Source organism: Micromonospora sp. WMMC264 (assembly GCF_027497275.1).
GTDB lineage: Bacteria > Actinomycetota > Actinomycetes > Mycobacteriales > Micromonosporaceae > Micromonospora > Micromonospora chalcea.
In genome coordinates, this window is sequence record NZ_CP114907.1 from 4,273,046 (window position 1) to 4,295,332 (window position 22,287).

Here is a 22,287-nt window from a genome sequence, read left to right on the forward strand (position 1 = left end):
ACGGCGGCACCCGGTGGAACGCCGCTTTTCCGGGTCGTGTCCGCGCGTCGCAGCACGGGTCGGACCGTCGTTTGTGTTATTCGCCTCAGAAGGGATGCCCGATGGCGTCGCCGGAGATCGAGGACGGTCCGGACGGTCCGCTGACCGGACACCCCCAGGCGCTGCGCCCGCTGACCGGCGAGCTGATCGCCGCCGTGCTGGCACACCGGGGGTACGCGGTGGTCGAGGAGCCCGACGGCGCGCTCGTGGGCCGCTGGGAACGGAACCTGATCTGGTTCCACCGCCGGGGCGCGGCAGGTGAGCTGCTCCAGGTACGCACCGTCGTGGCGCCGCACTTCGGCATCGAGCACGTGCCCGAGCTGCACGCCTTCTGCAACAGGTGGAACCACGACCGGCTCTGGCCCAAGGCGTACGTGCACGTGGCCGACGACGGGTCGGCCCAGATCTGCGGCGAGGTCACCACCGACCTGGAGCGCGGCGTCACACCGCACCAGCTCGACCGGCTGGTCGACTGCGGTGTCACCACCGGCTGTCAGCTGGCCGCCGCCGTCGCCGAGCTGACCGGCGGGACGCTCCGATGACCACGGCACGCGACCGGGGGCTGGCCGCCGCGCTCGCCGACGCCCGGGACCGGCCCGACGGCGAGGAGCGCTGCGCCGAGCTGGAGCGGATCGCCTCCCGCGCGGACGCCACCGGTGACCCGCGTACCGCCCTGTCGGCGCGGTTCGCGCTGGTCGAGGCGTACCTGCACCTGGGTGAGCGGTGGCGCGCGGTGGAGCCGGTGCGGCGGATGCGGGAGACGGTGGCCCGGCACCCCGGGCTGCTGGACGCCCGCCCCGACGAGCTGACCCGGCTGCGCCGGCACCAGCGGCAGGCGGTGGAGGCGCTGTTCGGCACGCCCCGGGTGGGCCTGGATCAGGCCCGGTCCCTGTTGGACACGCTCGCCGGGGAGCTGGGCGAGGACGCCGCGCCGGTCGCGGAGCTGCGCTGCCGCGTCGCCGACCACCTCGGCGACGAGCCGGCGGCCCGGCGGGCGTACGAACGCTGGTCGGCCGCCGACGCGACGGACCCGGTGGGTGGCTGTGCGGGGTGCGCCCCGGCGCGGCGGGCCGACCTGCTGGCCGGGTGGGGTGACCCGGAGGCGGCGCTGGCGGCGCTCGCGCCGGCGCTGACCGGCTGGGTCGAGCCGCAGGGGCCACCGACCCGGCGGGCCGAACGGCAGACCGCCGCGACAGTGGCGACGACCTGTACCGACCAGCCCGAACGGGCGCTCACCGTGGGGCTGCTGCCGTGGCTGCGCACCGGCGCGGTGACCGAGGCGGCCCGGGCGCACGTACGCGCGTACCGCCGGCACCGCCGTGAACGGGCCGCGTTTCCGCTGCTCGCCGCGCACCTGCGCTTCTGCGCGCTGGGCGGCTACCTGCATCGCGGGCTGGAGGTGCTGACCGAGCAGCTGCCCCGGCTGGACCGCCCGGCCGACGACCTGTCCGCGATGGAGTTCGCCGCGGCCGGCGCGCTGCTCTGCGGGCTGGCCGCCGAGGCCGGCCTCGGCGGGCGGCGGATCCACCGCCCCGGGCACGGTTCCCGGCCGGCCGCCGAGGTGGACGTGGCGACACTCGGGGCGCAGCTCCAGGCGCTGGCCACGGCGCTCGCCGGCAGCTTCGACGCCCGCAACGGCACCGGGCACCAGTCCGGCCGGATCGCCTCGTGGCTGGCCGAGCGGCCGCTCGCCGCGCCGGTGTCGCTGGCCGCCGAGAGCGAGTTCGACGAGGAGCCGGAACCGGACCCGGCCGAGCCCGGCCCGCCCGGCCCGGAGGAGCCCGCCCCGCTGGACGCGGCGCTGCTCGCCGCCGCGCTCGACGCCCGGGGCGAGCCGTACTCGCCTGAGCCGGACGGCACACTCGTCGGGCGGTGGGGCGAGGCCACGATCCAGTTCCGCCTGCTCGGCCGCCACGGTGACGTGCTGCACGCCCGCGTGGTGGCGCAGCGGCGGCTGCCGGCCGAGCGGCGCGCCGAGGCGTACGCCTTCTGCAACGCCTGGAACCACGACCGGCTGCTGCCCGCCGCCTACGTGCACGAGCCCGGCGACGGAACGCTGGTGCTGGCCGCCGGCGTCTCCACGGACCTGTCCTGCGGGGTCGCCCCGGCGCAGCTGGAGGTACTGGTGGCCGCGGCGGTACGCACCGGCGCGGCGTACGCCGAAGCGGTCGCCGCCCTGGCCTGAGCCGCCGAGCCGACCGGCCGGCCCGCTACGCGACGCGGCCCCCGACCACAAGGCGGTGGTGGTCGGGGGCCGCGGTCGGTGCGGCGGTCAGCGGGCGGAGAACGCCAGCGTGTACTCGCCGGAGCCGGACAGTCCGGCCACCCGGTACCGGTAGGCGCCGGCCGGGCCCTCGACGGTCAGCCGGGCCACACCGTCGGCGCTGGTGGCGCGGGCCACGGTACGGAACGCGCCGTTGGTGAAGCGTTGCAGCTCCAGCGTCACCCGGACGCCGTCCGGCGCGGCCAGGCACGCCTCCTGGGTGCCGCCGGGCACCCGGAAGAAGCGCCCGTCCGGCTGCACCTGGACCCGCCCGGCGGCGATCCGGCCGCTCCGGCTCACCTGGCCGGCGCACTCGGTGTCACCGGCCGGCGGGGTCGGCGGGACGGTCGCCGGCGGGGCGGTCTCCCCGCCACCGGCGGGCGGCTGCGTCGGGGCCGGCTGGCCACCGGCGGTGACGAGCGTGAGGTTGTTGCGCTGGAGGATCTCGTTGACCGGCTGGAAGAACGTGACCCCGCCCCGGGTGCAGTCGCCGGAGCCGCCGGAGGTGACGCCCTGCGCCTGGTCGCCGGAGAGCCACGCGCCGCCGGAGTCGCCCGGCTCGGCGCAGACGTTCGTCCGGGTCAGCCCGGTGACAGTCCCCTCCGGATAGTTGACAGTGGCGTTCTTGGCCTGGACCAGGCCGCAGCGGGTGCCGGTGGTGGAGCCGGACCGGCAGATCGAGGCCCCGACCGGCGCCTCGGTGGAGCCGTTGACCGCCACCGTGCGGCCGTCGCTGAAGTCGGTCACCACGCCCTGCGGCGTCCAGTCGCCGTTCACCCGCACGAACGCCCAGTCGTCGCCGGGGAACGAGGAGGCCGCGAACGTGCCCTGGGCGACCCGGTTGGATCCGGTGGTGCGGTCCCCCGGCCGGCCGCAGTGCCCGGCGGTGACGAATCCGCCCACCACCGAGAAGCCGACCGAGCAGCGGCCGGCGTTGTTGATGAAGAAGGCGTCGCCGCCCCGCACGTCGAACAGCGGGCGCGGGGCCTCGTCGGCGGTGCGTACCCGGACCATCGCGGTCTTCGACCCAGCGGCGGCGGCGAACCGGCGGCCGTCGGCCTCCGCGCCCGGACGGGCGACCACCACCACCGTGTTGTCGGTCACGTCGACGTACCAGCCGGCGATGTCCGGGCTGGCCGCGCCGCCCGCCGCGTCGAGCCGGGACTTCACCGCGTCCAGCTCGGCGACGCCCCGGGCGACCCGCTTCGGGACCGCGCCGGCGGCCTTGACCCGCGCCTCACCGGCCGCGTCGGCCACCGCCACGGTGAGCGTCGCGCCGTCCGCGCTGAGCCAGCTGCCCCCGTAGCCGGCGCCGAGTTCGGCACGCAGCCGGGTGACGGTGCCGGCCGCCCACCGCTCGGTGCGCAGCCGCTTCACCGCCTGGTCACGGGTGAGGGAGAGGTCGCGGCCCATCGCGTCCAGGACCTCCGGGGCGACGCCGTCGGTGGCCGGCGCGGCCCGCCGGGGTTCCTCGCCGGCGAACGACGGTACGGTCACCGCCGCCGTCAACCCGGCCGCCGCCACCAGTACGCCGATGGCTGTCATCCGTCTACGGTCCATCCGCCACGCTCCTCCCGGCCGGCGCAGGGGCACGCCGGCCGTCCCGGAGTACGGAGACGGACGCCGATCGGATGAGGGTGAGCGGAGGGTTTCGACGCGGCGTGTCGGGACGTACCCGGAAAGCGACGACGCCGGTCCACCGTGAACGGTGGACCGGCGCGCGGCGCGGTCGGGTCAGACCTCGACGACTGTCGGGACGATCATCGGCCGACGGCGGTACGCGTCGTTGACCCAGCGTCCGACGGTGCGGCGGACGATCTGCTGGAGCTGGTGCGGGTCGGTGATGCCGTCCGCGGCGGCCCGGTTCAGCGCCTCGGTGACCAGCGGAACCACCGCGTTGAACGCGGCCGGGTCCTCGGAGAAGCCCTTCGCCGAGACGGTCGGCCCGGCGACCACCTTGCCGGTGACCGAGTCGACCACGACCGTCGCGGCGATGAAACCGCCGTCGCCGAGGATCCGCCGCTCGGTGAGCAGCGACTCGCTGACGTCGCCGACGGCGAGACCGTCGACGTAGACGTACCGGCTCTTGACCCGGCCGACCAGGCTGGCGCGGCCCTCGACCAGGTCGACCACGTCGCCGTCCTCGCAGAGCACGACCCGGTCCGGCGCGACGCCGGACTCGATGCCGAGCCGGGCGTGCGCCCGCAGGTGCCGCCACTCGCCGTGCACCGGCATCAGGTTGCTCGGGCGGACGACGTTGAGCAGGTAGAGCAGCTCGCCGGCCGGGGCGTGGCCGGAGACGTGCACCTTCGCCACGTCCTTGTGCACCACCACGGCGCCGGCGCGGGCCAGCCGGTTGATCACCCGGTAGACCGAGGTCTCGTTACCGGGCACCAGCGAGGACGCCAGCACCACGGTGTCGCCGGGCGCGATGGTGATGTGCCGGTGGTCGCCGCTGGCCATCCGGCCCAGCGCGCTCATCGGCTCGCCCTGCGAACCGGTGGACATCAGCACGATCTGCTCGGGCGGCAGGTTCGTGGCCTCCTCGATCCCGACCACCAGGCCGGGCGGGATGTTCAGCAGGCCCAGGTCGCGGGCGATGCCCATGTTGCGGACCATGGACCGGCCGATCAGCGCCACCTTGCGGCCGTGCTCGACCGCCGAGTCGAAGACCTGCTGCACCCGGTGCACGTGCGAGGCGAACGAGGCGACGATGATCCGCCCCTTGGCCTTCGCGAAGATCGAGTCGAGGACCGGGCCGATCTCCTTCTCCGGCGTGACGAAGCCGGGGATCTCCGCGTTCGTCGAGTCCGACAGCAGCAGGTCGACGCCCTCGGCGCCGAGCCGGGCGAACCCGGCCAGGTCGGTGATCCGCCCGTCCAGCGGAAGCTGGTCCATCTTGAAGTCGCCGGTGTGCAGCACCAGGCCGGCGGGCGTACGGATGGCCACCGCCAGCGCGTCCGGGATCGAGTGGTTCACCGCGAAGAACTCGCACTCGAACGGGCCCAGCCGTTCCCGGCCGCCCTCCCGCACGGTCAGCGTGTACGGCTGGATCCGCCGCTCGGCCAGTTTCGCCTCGACCAGCGCGAGCGTGAACTGGGAGCCGACGAGCGGGATGTCCGGCTTGTGCGCGAGCAGGTACGGCACCGCGCCGATGTGGTCCTCGTGGCCGTGCGTGAGCACGATCGCCTGCACGTCGGCCAGCCGGTCCAGGATCGGGCCGAAGTCGGGCAGGATCAGGTCCACGCCCGGCTGCTCGACGTCGGGGAACAGCACCCCGCAGTCGACGATGAGCAGCTTGCCGTCGTACTCGAAGACGGTCATGTTCCGGCCGATGGCGCCGAGTCCGCCGAGCGGGATGATCCGCAGGCCGCCCTCGGGCAGCGGCGGGGGCAGCTCACCCTCGATGTGCGCCTCGGTCACGCGTCACCTCATTCTGCGACGCCGTCGCGCGGCGTCCGTCGTGTCGTTTGTTCATTCGGGCAGGGGCAGGCCCGCCGCCGCACAGTCGGCGCGCAGCTGGGCCAGTTCGTCGCCGGTGGCGTCCACCAGCGGCGGTCGCACCGGGCCGGCCGGGCGGCCCTGGGCCGCGAGACCCGCCTTGACCAGGATCGTGCCCTGGGTGCGGAAGATGCCGGTGTAGAGCGGCAGCAACTGCCGGTGCAGCGCGAGCGCCCGGGCGTTGTCGCCCGCCTCGAACGCCTCGATCATCTGCTTGGTCGGCGCGCCGGTGAAGTGGGTGGAGGTGCCGACCACGCCGACCGCGCCGATCGACAGCATCGGCAGGGTGAGCGCGTCCTCGCCGCTGTAGAACGCGAGGTCGCTGCGGGCCAGCACCCAGGAGGTGGCGGTCAGGTCGCTCTTGGCGTCCTTCACGGCCACGATGCGGCCGTGCTCGGCCAGCTTCACCAGCGTCTCGGTGGCGATCTCCACGCCGGAGCGGTGCGGGATGTCGTAGAGCATGACCGGCAGGCCGGTGGCGTCCGCGACGGTGGTGAAGTGACGCAGCAGCCCGGCCTGCGGCGGCTTGTTGTAGTAGGGCGTCACCACCAGCAGGCCGTGCGCGCCGGCCTTCTCGGCCTGGGTGGCCAGCTCGACTGTGTGCCGGGTGTCGTTGGTGCCCACCCCGGCGACGATGCGGGCCCGGTCGCCCACCGCCTCGGCCACGGCGCGGATCAGCGACTCCTTCTCCGCGTCGGTGGTGGTCGGTGACTCACCGGTGGTGCCGTTGAGGACCAGCGCGTCGTTGCGCTGCTCGTCCACGAGGTACTCGGCCAGCCGGGCGGCGCCGGCGAGATCGAGCCCGCCGTCCGGCGTGAACGGGGTCACCATGGCCGTCATCACTCGCCCGAACGGGCGCGACGCGCCCCGGCTCGGGGCGGCGGAGTGGTCGTGCGTCATGCTCACAACCTAGCGGACGACCACCGGTGACCCGGCGGCGAAGGGCGACAGGTCACTCGGCGTACGGGGACGCCGCCACCTCGGTGCCGTCGGGCAGGGTGGAGATCTCGAAGTCGGCGAACACGTTCGGCGCGACGCTCTTGAGCTGTCGCAGGCACTCCACCGCCAGCTCGCGGATCTCCACGTCGGCGTGCTCGGTGGCGCGCATCTTGACGAAGTGCCGCCACGCGCGATAGTTGCCGGTCACCACGATCCGCGTCTCGGTCGCGTTCGGCAGCACCGCCCGCGCCGCCTGGCGGGCCTGCTTGCGGCGCAGCGTCGGGTTGGGCTCGTCGGTGAAGCGGGCCTCCAGCCCCTCCAGCAACTCGGTGTACGCCCGCACCGCCGCGTCGGTGGCCTCGACGAACTTCTTGTGCAGCTCCGGGTCGTCGGCGATCACCGACGGCTCGACCATCGCCGCGTCCCGCTCCGGCACGTAGCGCTGGGAGAGCTGCGAGTAGGAGAAGTGCCGGTGCCGGATCAGCTCGTGCGTGAACGACCGCGACACGCCGCTGAAGTAGAAGCTCACCGAGCCGTGCTCCAGCACGCTCAGGTGGCCGACCTCCAGGATGTGCGCCAGGTAGCCCGCGTTGGTGGCGGTGGCCGGGTTCGGCTTCTTCCAGCTCTGGTAGCAGGCCCGGCCGGCGAACTCGGCGAGCGCCTGCCCGCCGTCGGCGTCGGTGGACCAGGGCACCTCTTCGGGCGCCTGGAACTGGGTCCACGCGATCAACTTGACCTGGGGCTGCACCATCTCCGGCATTCCTGGGACTGTAGTTGGCCCTCGCCCGGCGCGGAAATCGGGCGCGCGGCCGACCTGCCGCCCAGCTCAGCCCGGGTGTCCAAGATCTCCCGGCCCTCGCGTCAGCGCGGTCCCTCGGCGGGGGCTAGACGTAGAGCGAGGTGAAGGGCGCCCACGGCAGGTTGCGGGCCACCGAGAAGACCCCCCAGGCGGCCAGGAACAACCCGATCGCCTTGGGGCTGAACCGCGGCTCGGGCAGCTTCCAGCCGAACGCCCGGTTGCCGGCCCAGGTCACGAAGAGCCAGGTCAGGAACGGCAGCGCGAACACGAACAGGAAGTGGTGCCGGGCGGCGGCCGGCAGGTCGCCGTGCAGCACGTACCAGAGCGCGCGGGTGCCGCCGCAGCCCGGGCAGTCGAGCCCGGTGGTGAGCTTGAGCAGGCAGGTCGGGCGGGCGTCCGGGTCGCTCTGCGTCGGGTTGCTGATCATCGCGTACGCCAGGCCGAGGACGACGCAGCCGAGCGCGGCCAGCGGCACCGCCCAGCGTGGGGCGCGGGCGTGCAGGCGCAGGACCATACGGGTGAACCGGTCGGTCTCGACCGGCTGGTACGCGACCGGGTACGGCCCCTGCCACGGCCCGTCGGGAGCGTGCGGCCCAGCGTGGACGTGCGGCTCACTGTGGGCGTGCGGGTCGGGCTCGGTGGCAGGCCGGTCAACGCTCGTCACGCGCTCACCGTACACCGGCCACGCCCACCAGCGCGGCGGCCAGCGGCCCCGCGAGGTCGCCTGCGGCGGGCGGGGCGACCGCGTCCAGGCCGAGCCACCCGGCCAGCCGGTACAGCTCGGCGGCGAGCGCCACAGCGGTCTCCCCCGGGTCGGCGCCCGGCTCGACCCAGGCGGCCGGCACCAGCAGCACGCCGGCCTTCCGGTCGGCCTTGAGGTCGACCCGGGCGGTGAAGCGCTCGCCCTGGCGGAACGGCAGCACGTAGTAGCCGTACACCCGCTGCGGCGCGGGCACGTAGATCTCGATCCGGTAGGTGAAGCCGAACAGCCGCTCCGTGCGCGCCCGCTCCCAGACCAGCGGGTCGAACGGGCTGACCAGCGTGTTCCCGCGTACCCAGCGGGGCATCCGGGCGTCGGCGTGCAGATAGGCGGGGTGCCGCCAGCCCTGCACGGTGACCGGGGTCAGCTCGCCCGCCTCGACCAGGTCGGCCACCGCCTGCCGCGCCCCGGCCACCGGCAGCCGGAAGTAGTCGCGCAGCTCCGGCTCGGCGGCCACGCCGAGGCAGCGGGCCGCGATCGAGACGAGCGTCCGGTACGCCTCGGCGTCGGTCGGGGTGGGCGCGTCCAGCACGGCGGCCGGGAGCACCCGCTCGGGCAGGTCGTAGCGGCGGGCGAACGAGTTGGTGCGCTCGGCGGCGGTGACCTCGCCGGCCCAGAACAGGAACTCCAGCGCCCGCTTCACGGCGGACCAGTTCCAGCCCCAGTTGCCGGTCTCCCGGGGCGCGTCGTGCTCGATCTCGGCCGCGGTCAGCGGGCCCCGGGCGGCCACCTCGTCGCGGACCCAGGCGACCAGCCCGGGCTGCTCCTGGGCGATCCGGCGCATGCCGCCCCACGCCTCGTCGCGGGCCTTCGCCATCCGCCAGCGCAGCGCCGGGTGCAGCCCGACCGGCACCAGCGACGCCTCGTGCGCCCAGTACTCGAACAGCTCACGCGGGCGGCGGTAGGCGGCGGTGTCCAGCAGCGCGGTCGGATAGGGCCCGAGCCGGCTGTAGAGCGGCAGGTAGTGCGCCCGCTGGAGCACGTTCACCGAGTCCATCTGGATCAGCCCGACCCGGTCGAGCACCCGGCGCAGGTGCCGCCGGGTGGGCACGCCGGCAGGCGCCGGGTCGGCGAAGCCCTGGGCGGCCAGGGCGATCCGGCGGGCCTGGGCGAGGGAGAGCGATTCCGGTACGGCCATCGCCGGCGACCCTAATCCAGCGGTACGACACCGGGAGCGGCGGCTGGACCGATCGCCCGTCTGGGCATAGAACGGACAGATGCTCACCATTCGCCGGGAGGAACCGGACGACGCCGAGGCGATCGCCCGGGTGCACGTCCACGGATGGCAGTCCGGTTACGCCGGGATCATGCCCACGGAGGTGCTGGCCCGGCTGAACCCGGCCGCCTGGGCCCAGCGCCGCCGCGACCTCGGCACCGCCGACCCGGAGCACCCGTTCACCACGCTCGTCGCCGAGGACGGCGGCACGATCGTCGGGTTCACCACGTTCGGGCCGTACCGGAACAACCAGGACCGCGGCGACCTGGACCCGGCGCACGGTGAGCTGTTGGCGATCTACGTGGAGCCCGCGTACTGGGGTTCGGGTGTCGCCCGGACGCTGCTCGCGGCGGCCCGGGACGGCCTGGCCGAGCGGGGCTGGACCGGGTACCGGCTCTGGGTGCTCGCCGACAACGCCCGGGCGCGCCGCTTCTACGAGCGGGCCGGGCACTCACCGGACGGCGAGGAGTCCACCTATCCGGTGCCGATGTCCGGCGGACTCCCCCCGCTCCTGCTCCGCGAGCTGCGCTACACCGCCGGAGGCTGACCCGGCCGGGACCTCCCCGCCGGGACGCCCACCGCCGTCCGGGGTGAGCCAGCGCCGGATCGGCAGCCCCAGCAGCAACGCCAGGCTGATCCACACGTACGTGTTGCTGCCGAGGAAGCCGTCCACGCCGGTGAAGTCCTTCTCCCAGGCCCAGACGATCCGGCTGCACAGCAGCGCGTACCCGACCAACGCGGCGGCCAGCAGCAGACGGCGCCGCCGGCTGCGCGCGGGCGCCGCCATGCCGTTGTCCACGAGCAGGATCAACCCGGGCAGCAGCCACACCAGGTGGTGCACCCAGGTGACCGGGCTGACCAGGCACATCACGGCGCCGGTCAGGGCCAGGCCGGTGGCCTCGTCGCCGGCGGCCACCGCCGCCCGCGACCGCCACGCCCACACCACGAGCGTCAGGAGTACGAGCGCCAGCCAGGCGATCGTGCTGGGGTGCTGCGGGTCGAGCCGGGCGACCACCCCGCGCAACGACTGGTTGGAGACGAACGCCAGCTCACCGACCCGGTCGGTGTTCCACAGCGCCTCGGTCCAGAACTCCCGGGAGGCGTCCGGGAAGAGACCGGCGGCCACGAGCGTGGCGACGGCAGCCGTGCCGACCGACGTGGCGGCGGCCCGCCAGCGGCCGGTGACCAGCAGGTAGACGATGAAGATGCCGGGCGTCAGCTTGATCGCGGTGGCCAGGCCGATGCCCACGCCCGCCCAGCGGCTGCGGGCCGGCAGCAGCCACAGCAGGTCCACCGCCACCAGGAACAGCAGCAGCATGTTGACCTGGCCGAAGTTGACCGTCTCGCGCATCGGCTCGTACGCGGCGGCCAGGCACAGCGCGACGGCGAGGGCGAACCAGCGGGTCCAGCCGGAGCGGCGGGCCACCGGGTCCAGCAGCCGCCAGATCACCACGGCGCTCGCCAGCACCGTGAGCGTCACGCTCACCACGATCGCGGCGTTCCACGGCAGGTACGCCATCGGCAGCATCACCAGCGCGGCGAACGGCGGGTAGGTGAAGCCGTACTGGGTGCCGGGGCGCAGGAAGTCGTAGATCTCCCCGCCGTCACGCGCCCAGTAGGTGAGCGCGCCGTAGTAGACCTGCAGGTCGAAGAAGCCGTGCCGCACCGCCGCCACGGACAGGAACACGGTGACCGCCGCGGCGAGCGCCGCCACGGCGACGGCCTGCGTGATCGTGCGCCCGGCACCCTGCGCCACCGTCACCCTCCTCGCCCTGCGTAGGCTCACGTGCCATGGCTGCAGGCTACGTCCGGCCCGCGCGTCCCGAGGACGCCGGCGAGATCGCACGCGTCCAGCTCGCGACCTGGCGGGTCGCGTACCGCCGGATCCTGCCCCGGCACGTGCTCGACAACCTGGACGAGGCGTACCTCGCCCGGCGGTGGAGCGCGGCGGTGCAGGAGCCCCCCTCGGGCGCGCACCGGGTGCTGGTCGCCGTCGAGGAGGCGGCGCAATCCTATCTGGTGGGGTTCATCGCCTCCGGTCCGGCCGACGCCGAGGCGCTGGCTCCCGGTGAGCCGGCCGACGCGCTCGCGTCGGGCGTCGCGGCGGTGACCGACCTGCTGGTGGAGCCCCGGTGGGGGCGGCGCGGGCACGGCAGCCGGCTGCTCGCCGCGGCGGTCGAGCACTGGCGCGCCGACGGGCTGACCCGGGCGGTGGCGTGGGCGTTCGACGCCGACGCGGCGACCCGCAACTTCCTCGGCTCGACCGGCTGGGAGCCGGACGGCGCGACCCGCGCGCTGGACGTGGACGACATGCTCGTCCCCCAGCTCCGCTTCCACGTGGCGGTCCCGGAATCCGCTGACGAAAATCCTTCAGCCGACCGATGAGTTCCCGCCCGGCCGCCGGTCCACCCTCACGTGGGTGGGCCGGCGGTCCCGGCACGGGGCAGGACCGCCACCCCACCCCCTCACCGCACCACCCCACCCCCACCGCGTCGATCATGAAGTTGGCGGCAGTCGGGGAGATCGAAAAGGCCGCCAACCTCATGATCGACCGGGGGCAAGCTCGGGGGTGAGGGTCAGGCTGGGGGGAGGAGCTCGGCTACCAGTTCGTCGTCCTCGAACGCGCCTGTGGGGTGGAAGCCCAGGGACGTGTAGAGGGCGGCGGCGGGCTTGTTGTCGGGGTGGTAGCTCAAGCGGATCGGCCGGCCCGCCTCGGCCAGCCAGTCGGCGAGCGTCCGCACCGTCGCTCGGCCCAGACCCCGGCCCTGCTCGGCGGCGTCGATCACCATGCCACCGATCCAGCGCGACCCGTCGTCGTCCACGCCCCACATGACGTGGCCGACGACCGTCTCGTCGGCGTAGACCGCCAGCGAGTTCCAGACGTCCGAGCGCTCGGTGAGCAGCAGATAGCGGGCGGCCAGCGCGAACACGAAGGCGCGCTGGTCGTCGTGCGGCGCGACGTCCGCCACGGCCCGCCAGTTGTCGTCGTCCACCGGGCGCAGCGTCACCCGGCGGCCGGTGCGGTCGGATTGTCCGGAATCGATCATGAGCAGAGGGTACGCCCAGGTCAGTCGAGCAGGGCGTCCAGGCCGACCGTGAGACCGGGCCGGCGGCCCACCTCGCGGACCGCGAGCAGCACGCCGGGCATGAACGACACCCGGTCGTACGAGTCGTGCCGGATGGTGAGCGTCTCACCAGTGGTGCCGAACAGCACCTCCTGGTGGGCGACCAGGCCGGTGGCGCGTACCGCGTGCACGCGTACCCCGTCGATGTCGGCGCCGCGGGCGCCGGCCACCTCGTCGCGGGTGGCGTCCGGCACCGGCCCGAGCCCGGCGTCGGCGCGGGCCGCGGCGATCAGCCGAGCCGTGTGGGTGGCGGTGCCGCTCGGCGCGTCCAGCTTGCGCGGGTGGTGCTGCTCGATGATCTCGACCGACTCGAAGTGCCGGGCCGCGCGCGCGGCGAACTGCATCATCAGCACCGCGCCGATGCCGAAGTTGGGGGCGATCACCACGCCCACACCGGGACGGCCGGCCAGCCACTCGCGTACCTGGTCGAGCCGCTGCTCGGTGAAGCCGGTGGTGCCGACCACCGCGTGCACGCCGTTCTCGACGCACCAGCGCAGGTTGTCCATGACCGCGTCGGGAGTGGTGAAGTCGACGACCACCCCGGCGCCCGCCTGCGCCACAGTGGCCAGATCGTCGCCCTGGTCGACGGCCGCGACCAGCTCCAGGTCGGCGGCGGAGTCGACCGCCTTGCAGACCTCCATGCCCATCCGGCCCCGGGCGCCCAGCACACCGACCCGGGCCACCGTGTTCTGCTGCTCAGTCACGGGCCACAACCTATCCCAGCCCGCACGGCGCGGTCCGGCGGACCGCACCGACGCCCGGCATCCGGCAAACCGGCGCGGCCGACGCCCGGCCGACCGGACCGCCGCCGCTCAGCGGTCGACGGTGAAGCTGCCGGAGTCGAACGGGCCCACCACGGCCAGCGACATCGGCCGGCCGAGCAGCTCGGCGGCGAGCGTGTTCACGTCGTCGAGGGTCACCGCGTCCACCCGGGCCAGCAGGTCGTCCACCGGCATCAGGTTGCCGTAGAGCAGCTCGCCCTTGGCGAGCCGGCTCATCCGCGAGCCGGTGTCCTCCAGCCCGAGCACGAACGAGCCCTTGCTCATCCCCTTGCCCCGGGCCAGTTCCGCCTCGGTGATCCCCTCGGCGGCGACCCGGGCCAGCTCGGCGCGGGTCAGGTGCAGCACCTCGTCCACCTTGCCCGGAGCGCAACCGGCGTAGACGGCGAACACGCCGCTGTCGGCGTACTGGCTGGCGTAGGAGTAGACCGAGTACGCGAGGCCGCGCTGTTCCCGGATCTCCTGGAACAGCCGGCTGGACATACCGCCGCCGAGCACGTTGTTGAGCACGCCGAGGGCGAAGCGCCGCTCATCGGTGCGGTCGATGGCCGGGCAGCCGAGGACGACGTGCGCCTGCTCGGTCTCCTTCGGCTCGACGAGCGTGGTGGCCGGCTTGGTGCGTACCCCCGGGGTGGACGGGCGGTGCGACGCCGGCGCCGCCGGGTCGGTGTCCAGCGGGGTGCCGCGCAGCGCCTGCCGGACCAGCTTGACCACCGCGGCGTGGTCGAGGTTGCCGGCGGCGGCGATCACGATCCGCGGCGGGGTGTAGCGGCGGCGGTAGAAGCCCTGGATCTGCCGCCGGCTCATCGGCGTGACGGTCTCCTCGGTGCCGGAGATGAGGCGGCCCAGCGGGTGGTCGCCGTAGACGGCGCGGGTGAACAGGTCGTGCACCTCGTCGCCGGGCTCGTCGTCGTGCATGGCGATCTCTTCGAGGATGACGCCGCGCTCGGTCTCCACGTCGGACGGGGTCAGCACCGAGTCGGCGACCAGGTCGCACATGACGTCGATGGCCAGCGGCAGGTCCTCGTCCAGCACCCGCGCGTAGTAGCAGGTGTATTCCTTCGTGGTGAAGGCGTTGGTCTCGCCGCCCACCGCCTCGATCTGGGACGAGATCTCCAGCGCGCTGCGCTTGTTGGTGCCCTTGAACAGCAGGTGTTCCAGGAAGTGCGCGGCGCCGGCCTGCGGGCCGGTCTCGTCGCGCGAACCGACCGCCACCCAGATGCCGAACGACACGCTGCGCATGGCCGGGATCGCCTCGGTCAGCACCCGCAGCCCGCTGGGCAGCACGGTACGGCGGACGGTGCCGCCGAGCGGGTCGTCGCTGAGCGTCCGGGTGACCGCGCGGGCGGCCGAACCCGGCCCGGTCGACGTCACCCCCCGTCCCGTCGAGGCGGCTGACGAACTCACGAGCACCTGCTCTCCGGATGACGAGGGACGGCGGGACGTACGACGGCTCCAGCTCGCGCAGGCGACCTGGAGCCGTGGTCCGGCCCGGGTGACGCGGACGTCACCCGGGCCGGCGGTGGATCAGCTGTGCCGGGTCCGGCGACGCGGACGGGACTCGCCGCCGCCCTCGCCGCCCTCGGAGCGGCGCTCGCCGCGCTCCCGGTCGCCACCCCGGTCACCCCGGTCACGCGGGCCGCGGTCGCCGCCGCGGTCCCGGCCCGACGGACGGTCGCCACCCTCGGCGGCGGCCGGCGCCTCGGCGCCCTCCGGGCGGATCTTGTCCAGGTAGATCTTGCCGCGGGCGTCGATGTCCGCGATCTCCACCTCGACCTTGTCGCCGACGTTGAGGAAGTCCTCGACCTTCTCGACCCGCTTGCCGTCGCCCACCTTGGAGATGTGCAGCAGGCCGTCGCGGCCCGGCAGCAGCGAGATGAAGGCGCCGAACGCGGCGGTCTTCACCACGGTGCCGAGGAACCGCTCGCCGACCTTGGGCAGCGTCGGGTTGGCGATGCCGTTGATCCGGTCCACCGCGGCCTGGGCCGCCGGCCCGTTTGTGGCGCCGACGTAGATCGTGCCGTCGTCCTCGATGGAGATCTCGGCGCCGGTCTCGTCCTGGATCGCGTTGATGGTCTGGCCCTTCGGGCCGATCACCATGCCGATCTTGTCGACCGGGATCTTCACGGTGGTGACCCGCGGCGCGTAGTCCGACATCTCGGCCGGCGCCTCGATGGCCCGCTGCATCACGTCGAGGATGGTCTGCCGGGCCTCGTGCGCCTGCTGCAGCGCGGCGGCCAGCACGTCCGACGGGATGCCGTCGAGCTTGGTGTCGAGCTGGAGCGCGGTGACGAAGTCACGGGTGCCGGCGACCTTGAAGTCCATGTCGCCGAACGCGTCCTCGGCGCCGAGGATGTCGGTCAGCGTCACGTACTGGGTCTTGCCGTCGACCTCGTCGGAGATGAGGCCCATGGCGATGCCGGCGACCGGCGCCTTCAGCGGCACACCGGCGGAGAGCAGGCCCAGCGTCGAGGCGCAGACCGAACCCATCGAGGTGGAGCCGTTGGAGCCGAGCGCCTCGGAGACCTGCCGGATGGCGTACGGGAACTCCTCGCGCGAGGGCAGCACCGGGATCAGCGCCCGCTCGGCGAGCGCGCCGTGGCCGATCTCGCGCCGCTTCGGCGAGCCGACCCGGCCGGTCTCACCGGTCGAGTACGGCGGGAAGTTGTAGTTGTGCATGTAGCGCTTGCGGTTCTCCGGGGACAGCGTGTCCACCATCTGCTCCATGCGCAGCATGTTCAGCGTGGTGACGCCCAGGATCTGGGTCTCGCCGCGCTCGAACAGCGCCGAGCCGTGCACCCGCGGCAGCACGCCGACCTCGGCGGTCAGCGGGCGGATGTCACGCGGGCCGCGGCCGTCGATGCGGACCTGCTCGCGCAGCACCCGGTTGCGGACCTCGGACTTGGTCAGCGAACGGAACGCGGCGGACAGCTCCTTCTCGCGGCCCTCGAAGCGGCCGGTCAGCTCCTCGGCGACCTTGGCCTTGATCCGGTCCAGGGCCTCCTCGCGGTCGGCCTTGCCGGCGATCTTCAGCGCCTCGGCGACCTCGGCGCGGGCCACCTCGGCCACCGCGTCGTACGCGTCGTCCTGGTAGTCCAGGAAGATCGGGAACTCGGCGACCGGCTTGGCGGCCACCTCGGCCAGCTCGCTCTGCGCCCGGCACAGCTCGCGGATGGCCGGCTTGGCGGCCTCCAGGCCGCTGGCCACGATCTCCTCGGTCGGCGCGGTGGCGCCGCCCGAGATCAGGGTCACCGCGTTCGGGGTGGCCTCGGCCTCGACCATCATGATCGCGACCTCGCCGTCGGCCAGGGTGCGGCCGGCCACGACCATGTCGAACGTGGCCCGCTCCAGCTCCTCCAGGGTCGGGAAGGCGACCCACTGGCCGTCGACGTGCGCGACCCGGGTCGCGCCGATCGGGCCGGAGAACGGCAGGCCGGACAGCTTGGTCGACATCGAGGCGGCGTTGATCGCCACCACGTCGTACGGGTGCTGCGGGTCGAGCGCCAGCACCGTCTCGACGACCTGGACCTCGTTGCGCAGGCCCTTGACGAACGACGGGCGCAGCGGCCGGTCGATCAGCCGGCAGGTGAGGATGGCGTCCTCGCTGGGCCGGCCCTCACGGCGGAAGAACGAGCCGGGGATCCGGCCCGCGGCGTACATCCGCTCCTCGACGTCCACGGTCAGCGGGAAGAAGTCGAACGACTCGCGCGGCTGCTTGCCGGCCGTGGTGGCGGAGAGGACGACCGTCTCGCCGAGCTGGGCGACGACGGAGCCGGCGGCCTGGCGGGCCAGGCGGCCGGTGGAGAAGGTGATCTCACGGGTGCCGAAGGACCCGTTGTCGATCACCGCGGTGCGGGATTCGGTGCCGAGGTTGGTCTCGGTCATGTGCTGTGGTGCTCCTTCGCGTCGTCGGCCGACGACACGGGAACTGCTCAGGCGGCCGGTCTTCGATCGAAGCGCCCGGGTGGGCCGGCGTCGTGCCGGGATGCCCGGGGGCCACTACCGGAGACCGGTGCTGACCGGCTCCCTCTTCGGGTGTCGCGCGGCCGGGTTCTTCGGTGGTACTGCAACGGGGGAGCGGCCAGGCGGCCACTCCCCCGTCAGGTCATCGGCGCAGGCCGAGCCGCTCGATGAGCGACCGGTAGCGGTTGATGTCCTTCTTCTGGACGTAGTTCAGCAGCCGGCGGCGCCGGCCGACCAGCAGCAGCAGCCCACGGCGGCTGTGGTGGTCGTGCTTGTGCACCTTCAGGTGCTCGGTGAGCTCAGCGATCCGCTTGGTCAGGACCGCGACCTGCACCTCGGGCGAGCCGGTGTCGCCCTCGGCGGTCGCGTACTCCTGGCGGATCTTGGCCTTGGCTTCCTGGTCGAGCGCCATGTTCTCCCTGTTTCGTGGGTCATTCGATGAGGTCCGGAGCGGTCGTGGTGACCGGTGCAACGGACCGGTTCCTCGCACCCGCGGCGTCGTGCAGGCACGCGAGGCCCCCGTCGGTCAGCCGACGTCTCCGCCAGCCTACCAGCCCCCGGGCCGGACGGCCGGTCAAGGTCGCCCGAGCGGGTCAGGACACCGCCCGGCGGGTGCGCTCCACGTCCTCGGCGATCTGGGCCACCAGCGGCTCGATCGCGTCGTACGTCCGCTGCTCGCGCAGGTGCGCCACGAAGTCCAGGGCCAGCCGCTCGCCGTACAGGTCGCCGGTGAAGTCCAGCGCGTACGCCTCCACCCGCCGTTCCCGGCCGGAGAACGTCGGGTTGGTGCCGATCGACACGGCCGCCGCGAGCGGTTCGCCGTCGCGGCGCACCAGGCGGGCCGCGTACACGCCGTCGGCGGGCACCGCCGCGTACCTGTGGGTCAGCAGGTTGGCGGTGGGGTAACCCAGCTCACGTCCGCGCTGGTCGCCGCGGACCACCACGCCCTCGACCCGGTGCGGGCGGCCGAGCGCCGCCGCCGCCGCGCCCACGTCGCCCGCGTCGACGCAGGACCTGATGTACGTGGAGGAGAAGACCGTCCCCGCCTCGGCGACCAGCGGCGCCCCCTCGACGGCGAAGCCGAAGGTGCGGCCGAGCCGTTCCAGCAGCGGCACGTCCCCGGCCGCCCGGTGCCCGAACCGGAAGTTGTCGCCGACCACCACGAGCGCGGCGTGCAGGTGCTCGACCAGGACGTCGTGCACGAACGCCTCGGGTGGCAGCCGGGAGAACTCGACCGTGAACGGCACCACGCAGAGCACGTCCACGCCGAGCGCCTCGATCAGCTCGGCCTTGCGCGCCGGCTCGGTGAGCACCGCCGGGTGCGAGCCCGGGCGCACCACCTCGGCCGGGTGCGGGTCGAACGTCACCACCACCGACTTGACGCCCAGCTCCCGGGCGCGCGCCACGGTGTGCCCGATGGTGGCCTGGTGCCCCCGGTGCACGCCGTCGAAGACGCCGATGGTGACCACCGAGCGTCCCCAGCCGCCGGGCGCCGCCTCGTACCCCCGCCACCGCTGCATGCCGTTCCTCCCCTGTCCGCCCGCGCCGTTCAGGCCGGGGCCAGCACGATCTCCGCGCGGGCCCGACCGTCCCGCTCGCTGACGATAGCGATCAGCCCGCCCGCCGGGTCGAAGACCGCGTACGGCCCGGTGATCCCGGCCGGGGTCAGCGGCCCGCCGTGGGAGAGCACCCGGGTCTCGTCGGCGGTGGCGTCCCGGCGCGGGAAGAACCGCGCGGCGGCGGCGTCCAGCGGCAGGTTCACCACGTCGGGCGCGCGCTGCTCCAGCTCGTCGAGCGTGGCCGCCTCGGCGAGCGTGAACCCGCCCACCGCGGTGCGGCGCAGCGCGGTGAGGTGGCCGCCGACGCCGAGCGCGGCGCCCGCGTCACGGGCCAGCGCCCTGATGTACGTCCCGGACGAGCAGGTCACCTCCACGTCCACGTCCACCACGTCCGGGACGTCCCGGCGGATCGCCCGCACGTCCAGCCGGGAGACGGTGACCCGGCGGGCGGGCAGCTCGACCGTCTCGCCGTCACGGACCCGCTTGTACGCCCGCTGGCCGTTGATCTTGATGGCGCTGACCGCGCTGGGCACCTGGTCGATCTCGCCGGTGAGGGCGGCCAGCGCGGCGCGTACCCCGTCGTCGGTGACCGCGCCGGCCGGGGTGGTCGCGACCACCTCGCCCTCGGCGTCGTCGGTGACGGTGGCCTGCCCCAGCCGGATCGTCGCGGCGTAGCTCTTGCCGGCGCCGATCACGTACGTGAGCAGCCGGGTCGCCCGGCCCACCCCGATCACCAGCACGCCGGTGGCCATCGGGTCCAGCGTGCCGCCGTGCCCCACCCGGCGGGTACGGGCCAGCCGGCGGATCCGGGCCACGACGTCGTGCGACGTCATGCCGCCGGGCTTGTCGACCACGATCAGACCGTCTGTGCTCACGACCGCCAAGCCTGCCAGACGGCGCCGATCCTCCCTGCGGGGGATACCGCCCTGCTTCGGCGGGGTGTCAAGATCGTGCGCCCCCGCCCCGTCTGCCCGGGAAGTCCGATGACCGATCACCGTTCCGTCCCCGATCCCCACGCCACCGATCGCCCGTCGGAGGACACGCTGGGACGGGTACCCGAGTGGCTGCGCCAGCCCGCGCCCGAGGTCGAGCCGGGCCGCGGCGACCGCCTGCGGATCGCGCTCGGCGGGCACTCCGGCAAGCTGCTCGGCGGCGTGGTCGTGCTGGCGCTGCTCGCGTTCTTCGGGCTCGTCGGCGGCCTCGGCTACCAGGGCTTCCAGCGCTGGCGGGAGCCGCCCGCCGAACACCCCACGGTGAGCCTGCCGGTCGGTGAGCAGGCGTCCTCGTCGGCCTCGCCGCCACCGGCCGCCGGCCCCTTCGACGGCACCCCGGCAGCCGGCTTCCCCGAGGGCACGGCCGGGATCGCGCTGCCCCGGGCCAAGCGGACCGGCGCGTTCACCGAGAAGCAGGTGGCAGACACGCTGGCCAAGGTACGCAAGGCGCTGATCACCGCCCGGCTGGACCGCACGTTCTTCACCGCGAAGGACCCGGAGCGGCTGGTCCGCCAGTTCGCACCGGACGCGCGGGCCGGCGTACGGGACGACTTCCCCACCGGCGAGGCGGGCACCTACTCGACCCGGCTCGCCCCCGGCGCCCGGCTCACCGACGACGAGCCCCGGGTCAAGGGCCGGATCAGCTACCGGGCGACGAAGGACCGGGACGGCATCCGCATCCTGGAGGTGACCACGAACTTCGTCTGGGCGTACGCGTTCTCCACCACCCGCCCCGCCCCGGGCGCCGGCGTGGTGGTGGTCCACGACACGGTGAAGTGGAGCATGCCGCACCCGGCCGACGTGACCACCGCCTCCGCCGGGCTGTGGATCGAGCGGGCCGACTCGTACGCCTCCAACATCGACTGCGTCGCGCTGGACAAGGGGCTGCTCGCGCTGGGCCGGCCCTCGCTCGCCGGTCCGGCCGACCCGGACCCGGACGCGGTCTTCGACCCGGACAAGACGGTCGACCTGCCGGACACCTGCTGACCCGCCCACCTCACCACGCCACCCCGCGGCAGGAGCCCCCGATGAGCGACGCCCCGCCACCGCACCGCGCCCGGGTCGACCTGCCGGACTGGATGCGCAATCCGGAGCCGCCCCGCCGTACGCTCGGCCGCCGCCTGTCCGACCTGGTCGACGGCGTACCGGCGCTGGCGGCGGCGCGCCGCCGGATGTGGGCCTGGCAGGGCCGGACCCGGTTCGGCGAGCGGCATCCCACGGTGGCCGCGATCGGGGCGTTCGTCTTCGTCCTGGTGACCGCGACGCTGCTGGTCGTCGGCACGCTCTACCTCGCGTGGGCGATCCGGCAGGGGCGGATCTGACCGGCACGGAAACGGGACAGCGGGATCGGCGGCCGGGTGCGATGATCATGCGCCCCCTGCCCCTGCACCCCTCTGGAACGCCGCATGAGCACCGAAGACGGGACCACACCGCCCGAGCCGGATCCCTACGCCGTCGCCTCCCGGGGCGCGGAGATCCAGCTGCCGAGCTGGATGACCGGCGCGGACGCGGACGTCCCGCTGACCCGCGGCGAGCGCTTCCGCATGGTCTGGTCGCGGCAGCGCGGCAAGCGCCGCGTCGCCTTCGTGGTGGTGCTGGCGCTGGCGCTGATCGGCGGCACGGCCGTGCTCGGCCGGGTCACCGTCGACCGGGTACGGTCCGGCACCGCCGCCGCGGCGTCGGCCGAAGCCAGCCCGTCGCCGGTGCCGCTCAGCCGGGTGGGCGAGCCGCGCGACCTGTTCGCGGGGACCATCGGCGCGGACTTCGCGGTGGGTGAGGCCGGGATCGTCCTGCCGGAGGCCACGGCGCGGCCCCCGTTCACCGCCCGCGAGGTGGCCGCGGCGCTGACCCAGGTCCGGGCCGCGCTGGTCCAGGCCCGGCTCGACCTGTCCATGATCCTCGGCGACACGGAGCCGTTCCTGGCGCTGCTGGCGCCGGCCGCGCGCGCTCAGCTGCGTACCGACTTCGAGGACTTGTCGTTCGTGAACTACGCCACCCGGATCGGCTCGCAGGACAGCGCGGACGAGATCCGGGTCCGGGGTGAGATGCGCTACCGGGCCGTCACCGGCGACGACGGCCGGCCGATCCTGCGGATCACCACAGAGTACGTCTGGATGTACGCGTTCGACGTGCCGCGGACGACACCGGGCCGGGCCGGGATCGCCGCCATCCGTGACCGGGTCGCCTGGGAGGTCCCCCACCCCGAAGGGTTGCCGGCGGCGAAGCGCGGGCTCTGGCTCGTCTCCGCGCAGGCGAGCACGAACAACGTCGACTGCGCCCGGCTGGACGAGGGCTTCTTCGTGGTCGAGCCGTGGATGGGCGGCCCCGGTTCGTTCCAGCCCTGCTGACCGG

Annotated in this window: 21 protein-coding genes; 7 read left to right on the plus strand and 14 right to left on the minus strand. The window is 74.0% G+C overall.

The genetic code is table 11. The annotated features are described in order from the left end of the window. Positions 1–101 precede the first annotated feature (101 nt). Both O7542_RS18465 and O7542_RS18470 read left to right on the plus strand, forming a co-directional pair. Positions 102–581, plus strand: a complete 480-nt coding sequence (locus tag O7542_RS18465) for a YbjN domain-containing protein (RefSeq protein ID WP_043325784.1) — start codon at positions 102–104, stop codon at positions 579–581. After that, complete coding sequence (locus O7542_RS18470) at positions 578–2,224, plus strand: YbjN domain-containing protein (RefSeq protein WP_124779015.1); 1,647 nt, start codon at positions 578–580, stop codon at positions 2,222–2,224. The genes O7542_RS18465 and O7542_RS18470 overlap by 4 nt, the downstream gene beginning before the upstream one ends. Positions 2,225–2,311: 87 nt before the next feature. On the opposite strand, the gene O7542_RS18475 is transcribed toward O7542_RS18470, so the two are convergent. From O7542_RS18475 to O7542_RS18500, 6 genes are all read right to left on the minus strand, one after another. Then, positions 2,312–3,862, minus strand: coding sequence for a S1 family peptidase (locus O7542_RS18475; protein WP_064447093.1), 1,551 nt, complete (start codon positions 3,860–3,862; stop codon positions 2,312–2,314). 174 nt (positions 3,863–4,036) lie between these two features. After that, complete coding sequence (locus O7542_RS18480) at positions 4,037–5,725, minus strand: ribonuclease J (RefSeq protein WP_043325788.1); 1,689 nt, start codon at positions 5,723–5,725, stop codon at positions 4,037–4,039. Between the two features lie 51 nt (positions 5,726–5,776). Then, positions 5,777–6,703 carry a 4-hydroxy-tetrahydrodipicolinate synthase gene (dapA, locus tag O7542_RS18485; RefSeq protein WP_043325790.1) on the minus strand — a complete coding sequence of 309 codons (927 nt, stop codon included), beginning with the start codon at positions 6,701–6,703 and terminating at the stop codon, positions 5,777–5,779. Positions 6,704–6,755: 52 nt separating this feature from the next. Then, entirely contained in the window at positions 6,756–7,493 is a 738-nt protein-coding gene (gene thyX / locus O7542_RS18490) for an FAD-dependent thymidylate synthase (protein WP_043330542.1), read from the minus strand. A 133-nt stretch (positions 7,494–7,626) separates the two neighbouring features. Then, complete coding sequence (locus O7542_RS18495) at positions 7,627–8,220, minus strand: DUF2752 domain-containing protein (protein WP_064447092.1); 594 nt, start codon at positions 8,218–8,220, stop codon at positions 7,627–7,629. After that, the gene (locus O7542_RS18500) at positions 8,210–9,439 is read right to left on the minus strand and encodes a crosslink repair DNA glycosylase YcaQ family protein (RefSeq protein WP_043325793.1); all 1,230 of its coding nucleotides are present in this window, start codon (positions 9,437–9,439) and stop codon (positions 8,210–8,212) included. The genes O7542_RS18495 and O7542_RS18500 overlap by 11 nt, the downstream gene beginning before the upstream one ends. Positions 9,440–9,518: 79 nt before the next feature. On the opposite strand from O7542_RS18500, the gene O7542_RS18505 reads away from it, so the two are divergent. Continuing rightward, a complete protein-coding gene (locus O7542_RS18505; RefSeq protein WP_281604952.1) occupies positions 9,519–10,064 on the plus strand; it encodes a GNAT family N-acetyltransferase in 546 nt (181 codons plus the stop codon). On the opposite strand, the gene O7542_RS18510 is transcribed toward O7542_RS18505, so the two are convergent. Beyond that, positions 9,969–11,273, minus strand: a complete 1,305-nt coding sequence (locus tag O7542_RS18510; protein WP_281604953.1) for a glycosyltransferase family 87 protein — start codon at positions 11,271–11,273, stop codon at positions 9,969–9,971. The two genes, O7542_RS18505 and O7542_RS18510, sit on opposite strands and share 96 nt — an antisense overlap. A 35-nt stretch (positions 11,274–11,308) precedes the next feature. Between O7542_RS18510 and O7542_RS18515 the strand changes: the two genes are divergently transcribed. Then, positions 11,309–11,902 carry a GNAT family N-acetyltransferase gene (locus O7542_RS18515; RefSeq protein WP_064447090.1) on the plus strand — a complete coding sequence of 198 codons (594 nt, stop codon included), beginning with the start codon at positions 11,309–11,311 and terminating at the stop codon, positions 11,900–11,902. A gap of 191 nt (positions 11,903–12,093) precedes the next feature. On the opposite strand, the gene O7542_RS18520 is transcribed toward O7542_RS18515, so the two are convergent. The 7 genes from O7542_RS18520 to truB all read right to left on the minus strand — a co-directional run bounded on the left by O7542_RS18520 (position 12,094) and on the right by truB (position 19,818). Next, positions 12,094–12,564: a GNAT family N-acetyltransferase gene (locus O7542_RS18520; RefSeq protein ID WP_281604954.1), complete on the minus strand. Its 471-nt coding sequence runs from the start codon at positions 12,562–12,564 to the stop codon at positions 12,094–12,096. A 20-nt stretch (positions 12,565–12,584) separates the two neighbouring features. Next, positions 12,585–13,346 carry a 4-hydroxy-tetrahydrodipicolinate reductase gene (dapB, locus tag O7542_RS18525; protein WP_064447088.1) on the minus strand — a complete coding sequence of 254 codons (762 nt, stop codon included), beginning with the start codon at positions 13,344–13,346 and terminating at the stop codon, positions 12,585–12,587. 108 nt (positions 13,347–13,454) lie between these two features. Next, positions 13,455–14,795, minus strand: a complete 1,341-nt coding sequence (locus O7542_RS18530; protein ID WP_199495900.1) for a pitrilysin family protein — start codon at positions 14,793–14,795, stop codon at positions 13,455–13,457. A 153-nt stretch (positions 14,796–14,948) separates the two neighbouring features. After that, complete coding sequence (locus O7542_RS18535; protein WP_043325800.1) at positions 14,949–17,306, minus strand: polyribonucleotide nucleotidyltransferase; 2,358 nt, start codon at positions 17,304–17,306, stop codon at positions 14,949–14,951. Positions 17,307–17,526: 220 nt separating this feature from the next. Beyond that, positions 17,527–17,796 (minus strand): 30S ribosomal protein S15, encoded by a 270-nt coding sequence (gene rpsO, locus O7542_RS18540; RefSeq protein WP_013284678.1) that lies wholly within the window; start codon positions 17,794–17,796, stop codon positions 17,527–17,529. A 181-nt stretch (positions 17,797–17,977) separates the two neighbouring features. Next, complete coding sequence (locus O7542_RS18545; RefSeq protein WP_030503409.1) at positions 17,978–18,904, minus strand: bifunctional riboflavin kinase/FAD synthetase; 927 nt, start codon at positions 18,902–18,904, stop codon at positions 17,978–17,980. Between the two features lie 29 nt (positions 18,905–18,933). Next, the gene (gene truB / locus O7542_RS18550) at positions 18,934–19,818 is read right to left on the minus strand and encodes a tRNA pseudouridine(55) synthase TruB (RefSeq protein WP_274477628.1); all 885 of its coding nucleotides are present in this window, start codon (positions 19,816–19,818) and stop codon (positions 18,934–18,936) included. A gap of 108 nt (positions 19,819–19,926) precedes the next feature. On the opposite strand from truB, the gene O7542_RS18555 reads away from it, so the two are divergent. The 3 genes from O7542_RS18555 (at position 19,927) to O7542_RS18565 (ending at position 22,283) form a co-directional block, all read left to right on the plus strand. Beyond that, positions 19,927–20,922: a hypothetical protein gene (locus tag O7542_RS18555; protein ID WP_043325802.1), complete on the plus strand. Its 996-nt coding sequence runs from the start codon at positions 19,927–19,929 to the stop codon at positions 20,920–20,922. Between the two features lie 41 nt (positions 20,923–20,963). Beyond that, complete coding sequence (locus tag O7542_RS18560) at positions 20,964–21,257, plus strand: hypothetical protein (RefSeq protein WP_274477627.1); 294 nt, start codon at positions 20,964–20,966, stop codon at positions 21,255–21,257. 84 nt (positions 21,258–21,341) lie between these two features. Next, the gene (locus O7542_RS18565) at positions 21,342–22,283 is read left to right on the plus strand and encodes a hypothetical protein (protein WP_281604955.1); all 942 of its coding nucleotides are present in this window, start codon (positions 21,342–21,344) and stop codon (positions 22,281–22,283) included. Positions 22,284–22,287 lie beyond the last annotated feature (4 nt).

What these genes read in the sequence shown, in the direction of transcription:
- O7542_RS18465 (WP_043325784.1), top strand. Translation starts at nt 102, where the DNA reads ATGGCGTCGCCGGAGATCGAGGACGGTCCGGACGGTCCGCTGACCGGA.
- O7542_RS18470 (WP_124779015.1), top strand. Translation starts at nt 578, where the DNA reads ATGACCACGGCACGCGACCGGGGGCTGGCCGCCGCGCTCGCCGACGCC.
- O7542_RS18475 (WP_064447093.1), bottom strand. Translation starts at nt 3,862, where the DNA reads ATGGACCGTAGACGGATGACAGCCATCGGCGTACTGGTGGCGGCGGCC.
- dapA (WP_043325790.1), bottom strand. Translation starts at nt 6,703, where the DNA reads ATGACGCACGACCACTCCGCCGCCCCGAGCCGGGGCGCGTCGCGCCCG.
- thyX (WP_043330542.1), bottom strand. Translation starts at nt 7,493, where the DNA reads ATGGTGCAGCCCCAGGTCAAGTTGATCGCGTGGACCCAGTTCCAGGCG.
- O7542_RS18500 (WP_043325793.1), bottom strand. Translation starts at nt 9,439, where the DNA reads ATGGCCGTACCGGAATCGCTCTCCCTCGCCCAGGCCCGCCGGATCGCC.
- O7542_RS18505 (WP_281604952.1), top strand. Translation starts at nt 9,519, where the DNA reads ATGCTCACCATTCGCCGGGAGGAACCGGACGACGCCGAGGCGATCGCC.
- O7542_RS18515 (WP_064447090.1), top strand. Translation starts at nt 11,309, where the DNA reads ATGGCTGCAGGCTACGTCCGGCCCGCGCGTCCCGAGGACGCCGGCGAG.
- O7542_RS18520 (WP_281604954.1), bottom strand. Translation starts at nt 12,564, where the DNA reads ATGATCGATTCCGGACAATCCGACCGCACCGGCCGCCGGGTGACGCTG.
- O7542_RS18535 (WP_043325800.1), bottom strand. Translation starts at nt 17,306, where the DNA reads ATGACCGAGACCAACCTCGGCACCGAATCCCGCACCGCGGTGATCGAC.
- rpsO (WP_013284678.1), bottom strand. Translation starts at nt 17,796, where the DNA reads ATGGCGCTCGACCAGGAAGCCAAGGCCAAGATCCGCCAGGAGTACGCG.
- O7542_RS18545 (WP_030503409.1), bottom strand. Translation starts at nt 18,904, where the DNA reads ATGCAGCGGTGGCGGGGGTACGAGGCGGCGCCCGGCGGCTGGGGACGC.
- O7542_RS18555 (WP_043325802.1), top strand. Translation starts at nt 19,927, where the DNA reads ATGACCGATCACCGTTCCGTCCCCGATCCCCACGCCACCGATCGCCCG.
- O7542_RS18560 (WP_274477627.1), top strand. Translation starts at nt 20,964, where the DNA reads ATGAGCGACGCCCCGCCACCGCACCGCGCCCGGGTCGACCTGCCGGAC.
- O7542_RS18565 (WP_281604955.1), top strand. Translation starts at nt 21,342, where the DNA reads ATGAGCACCGAAGACGGGACCACACCGCCCGAGCCGGATCCCTACGCC.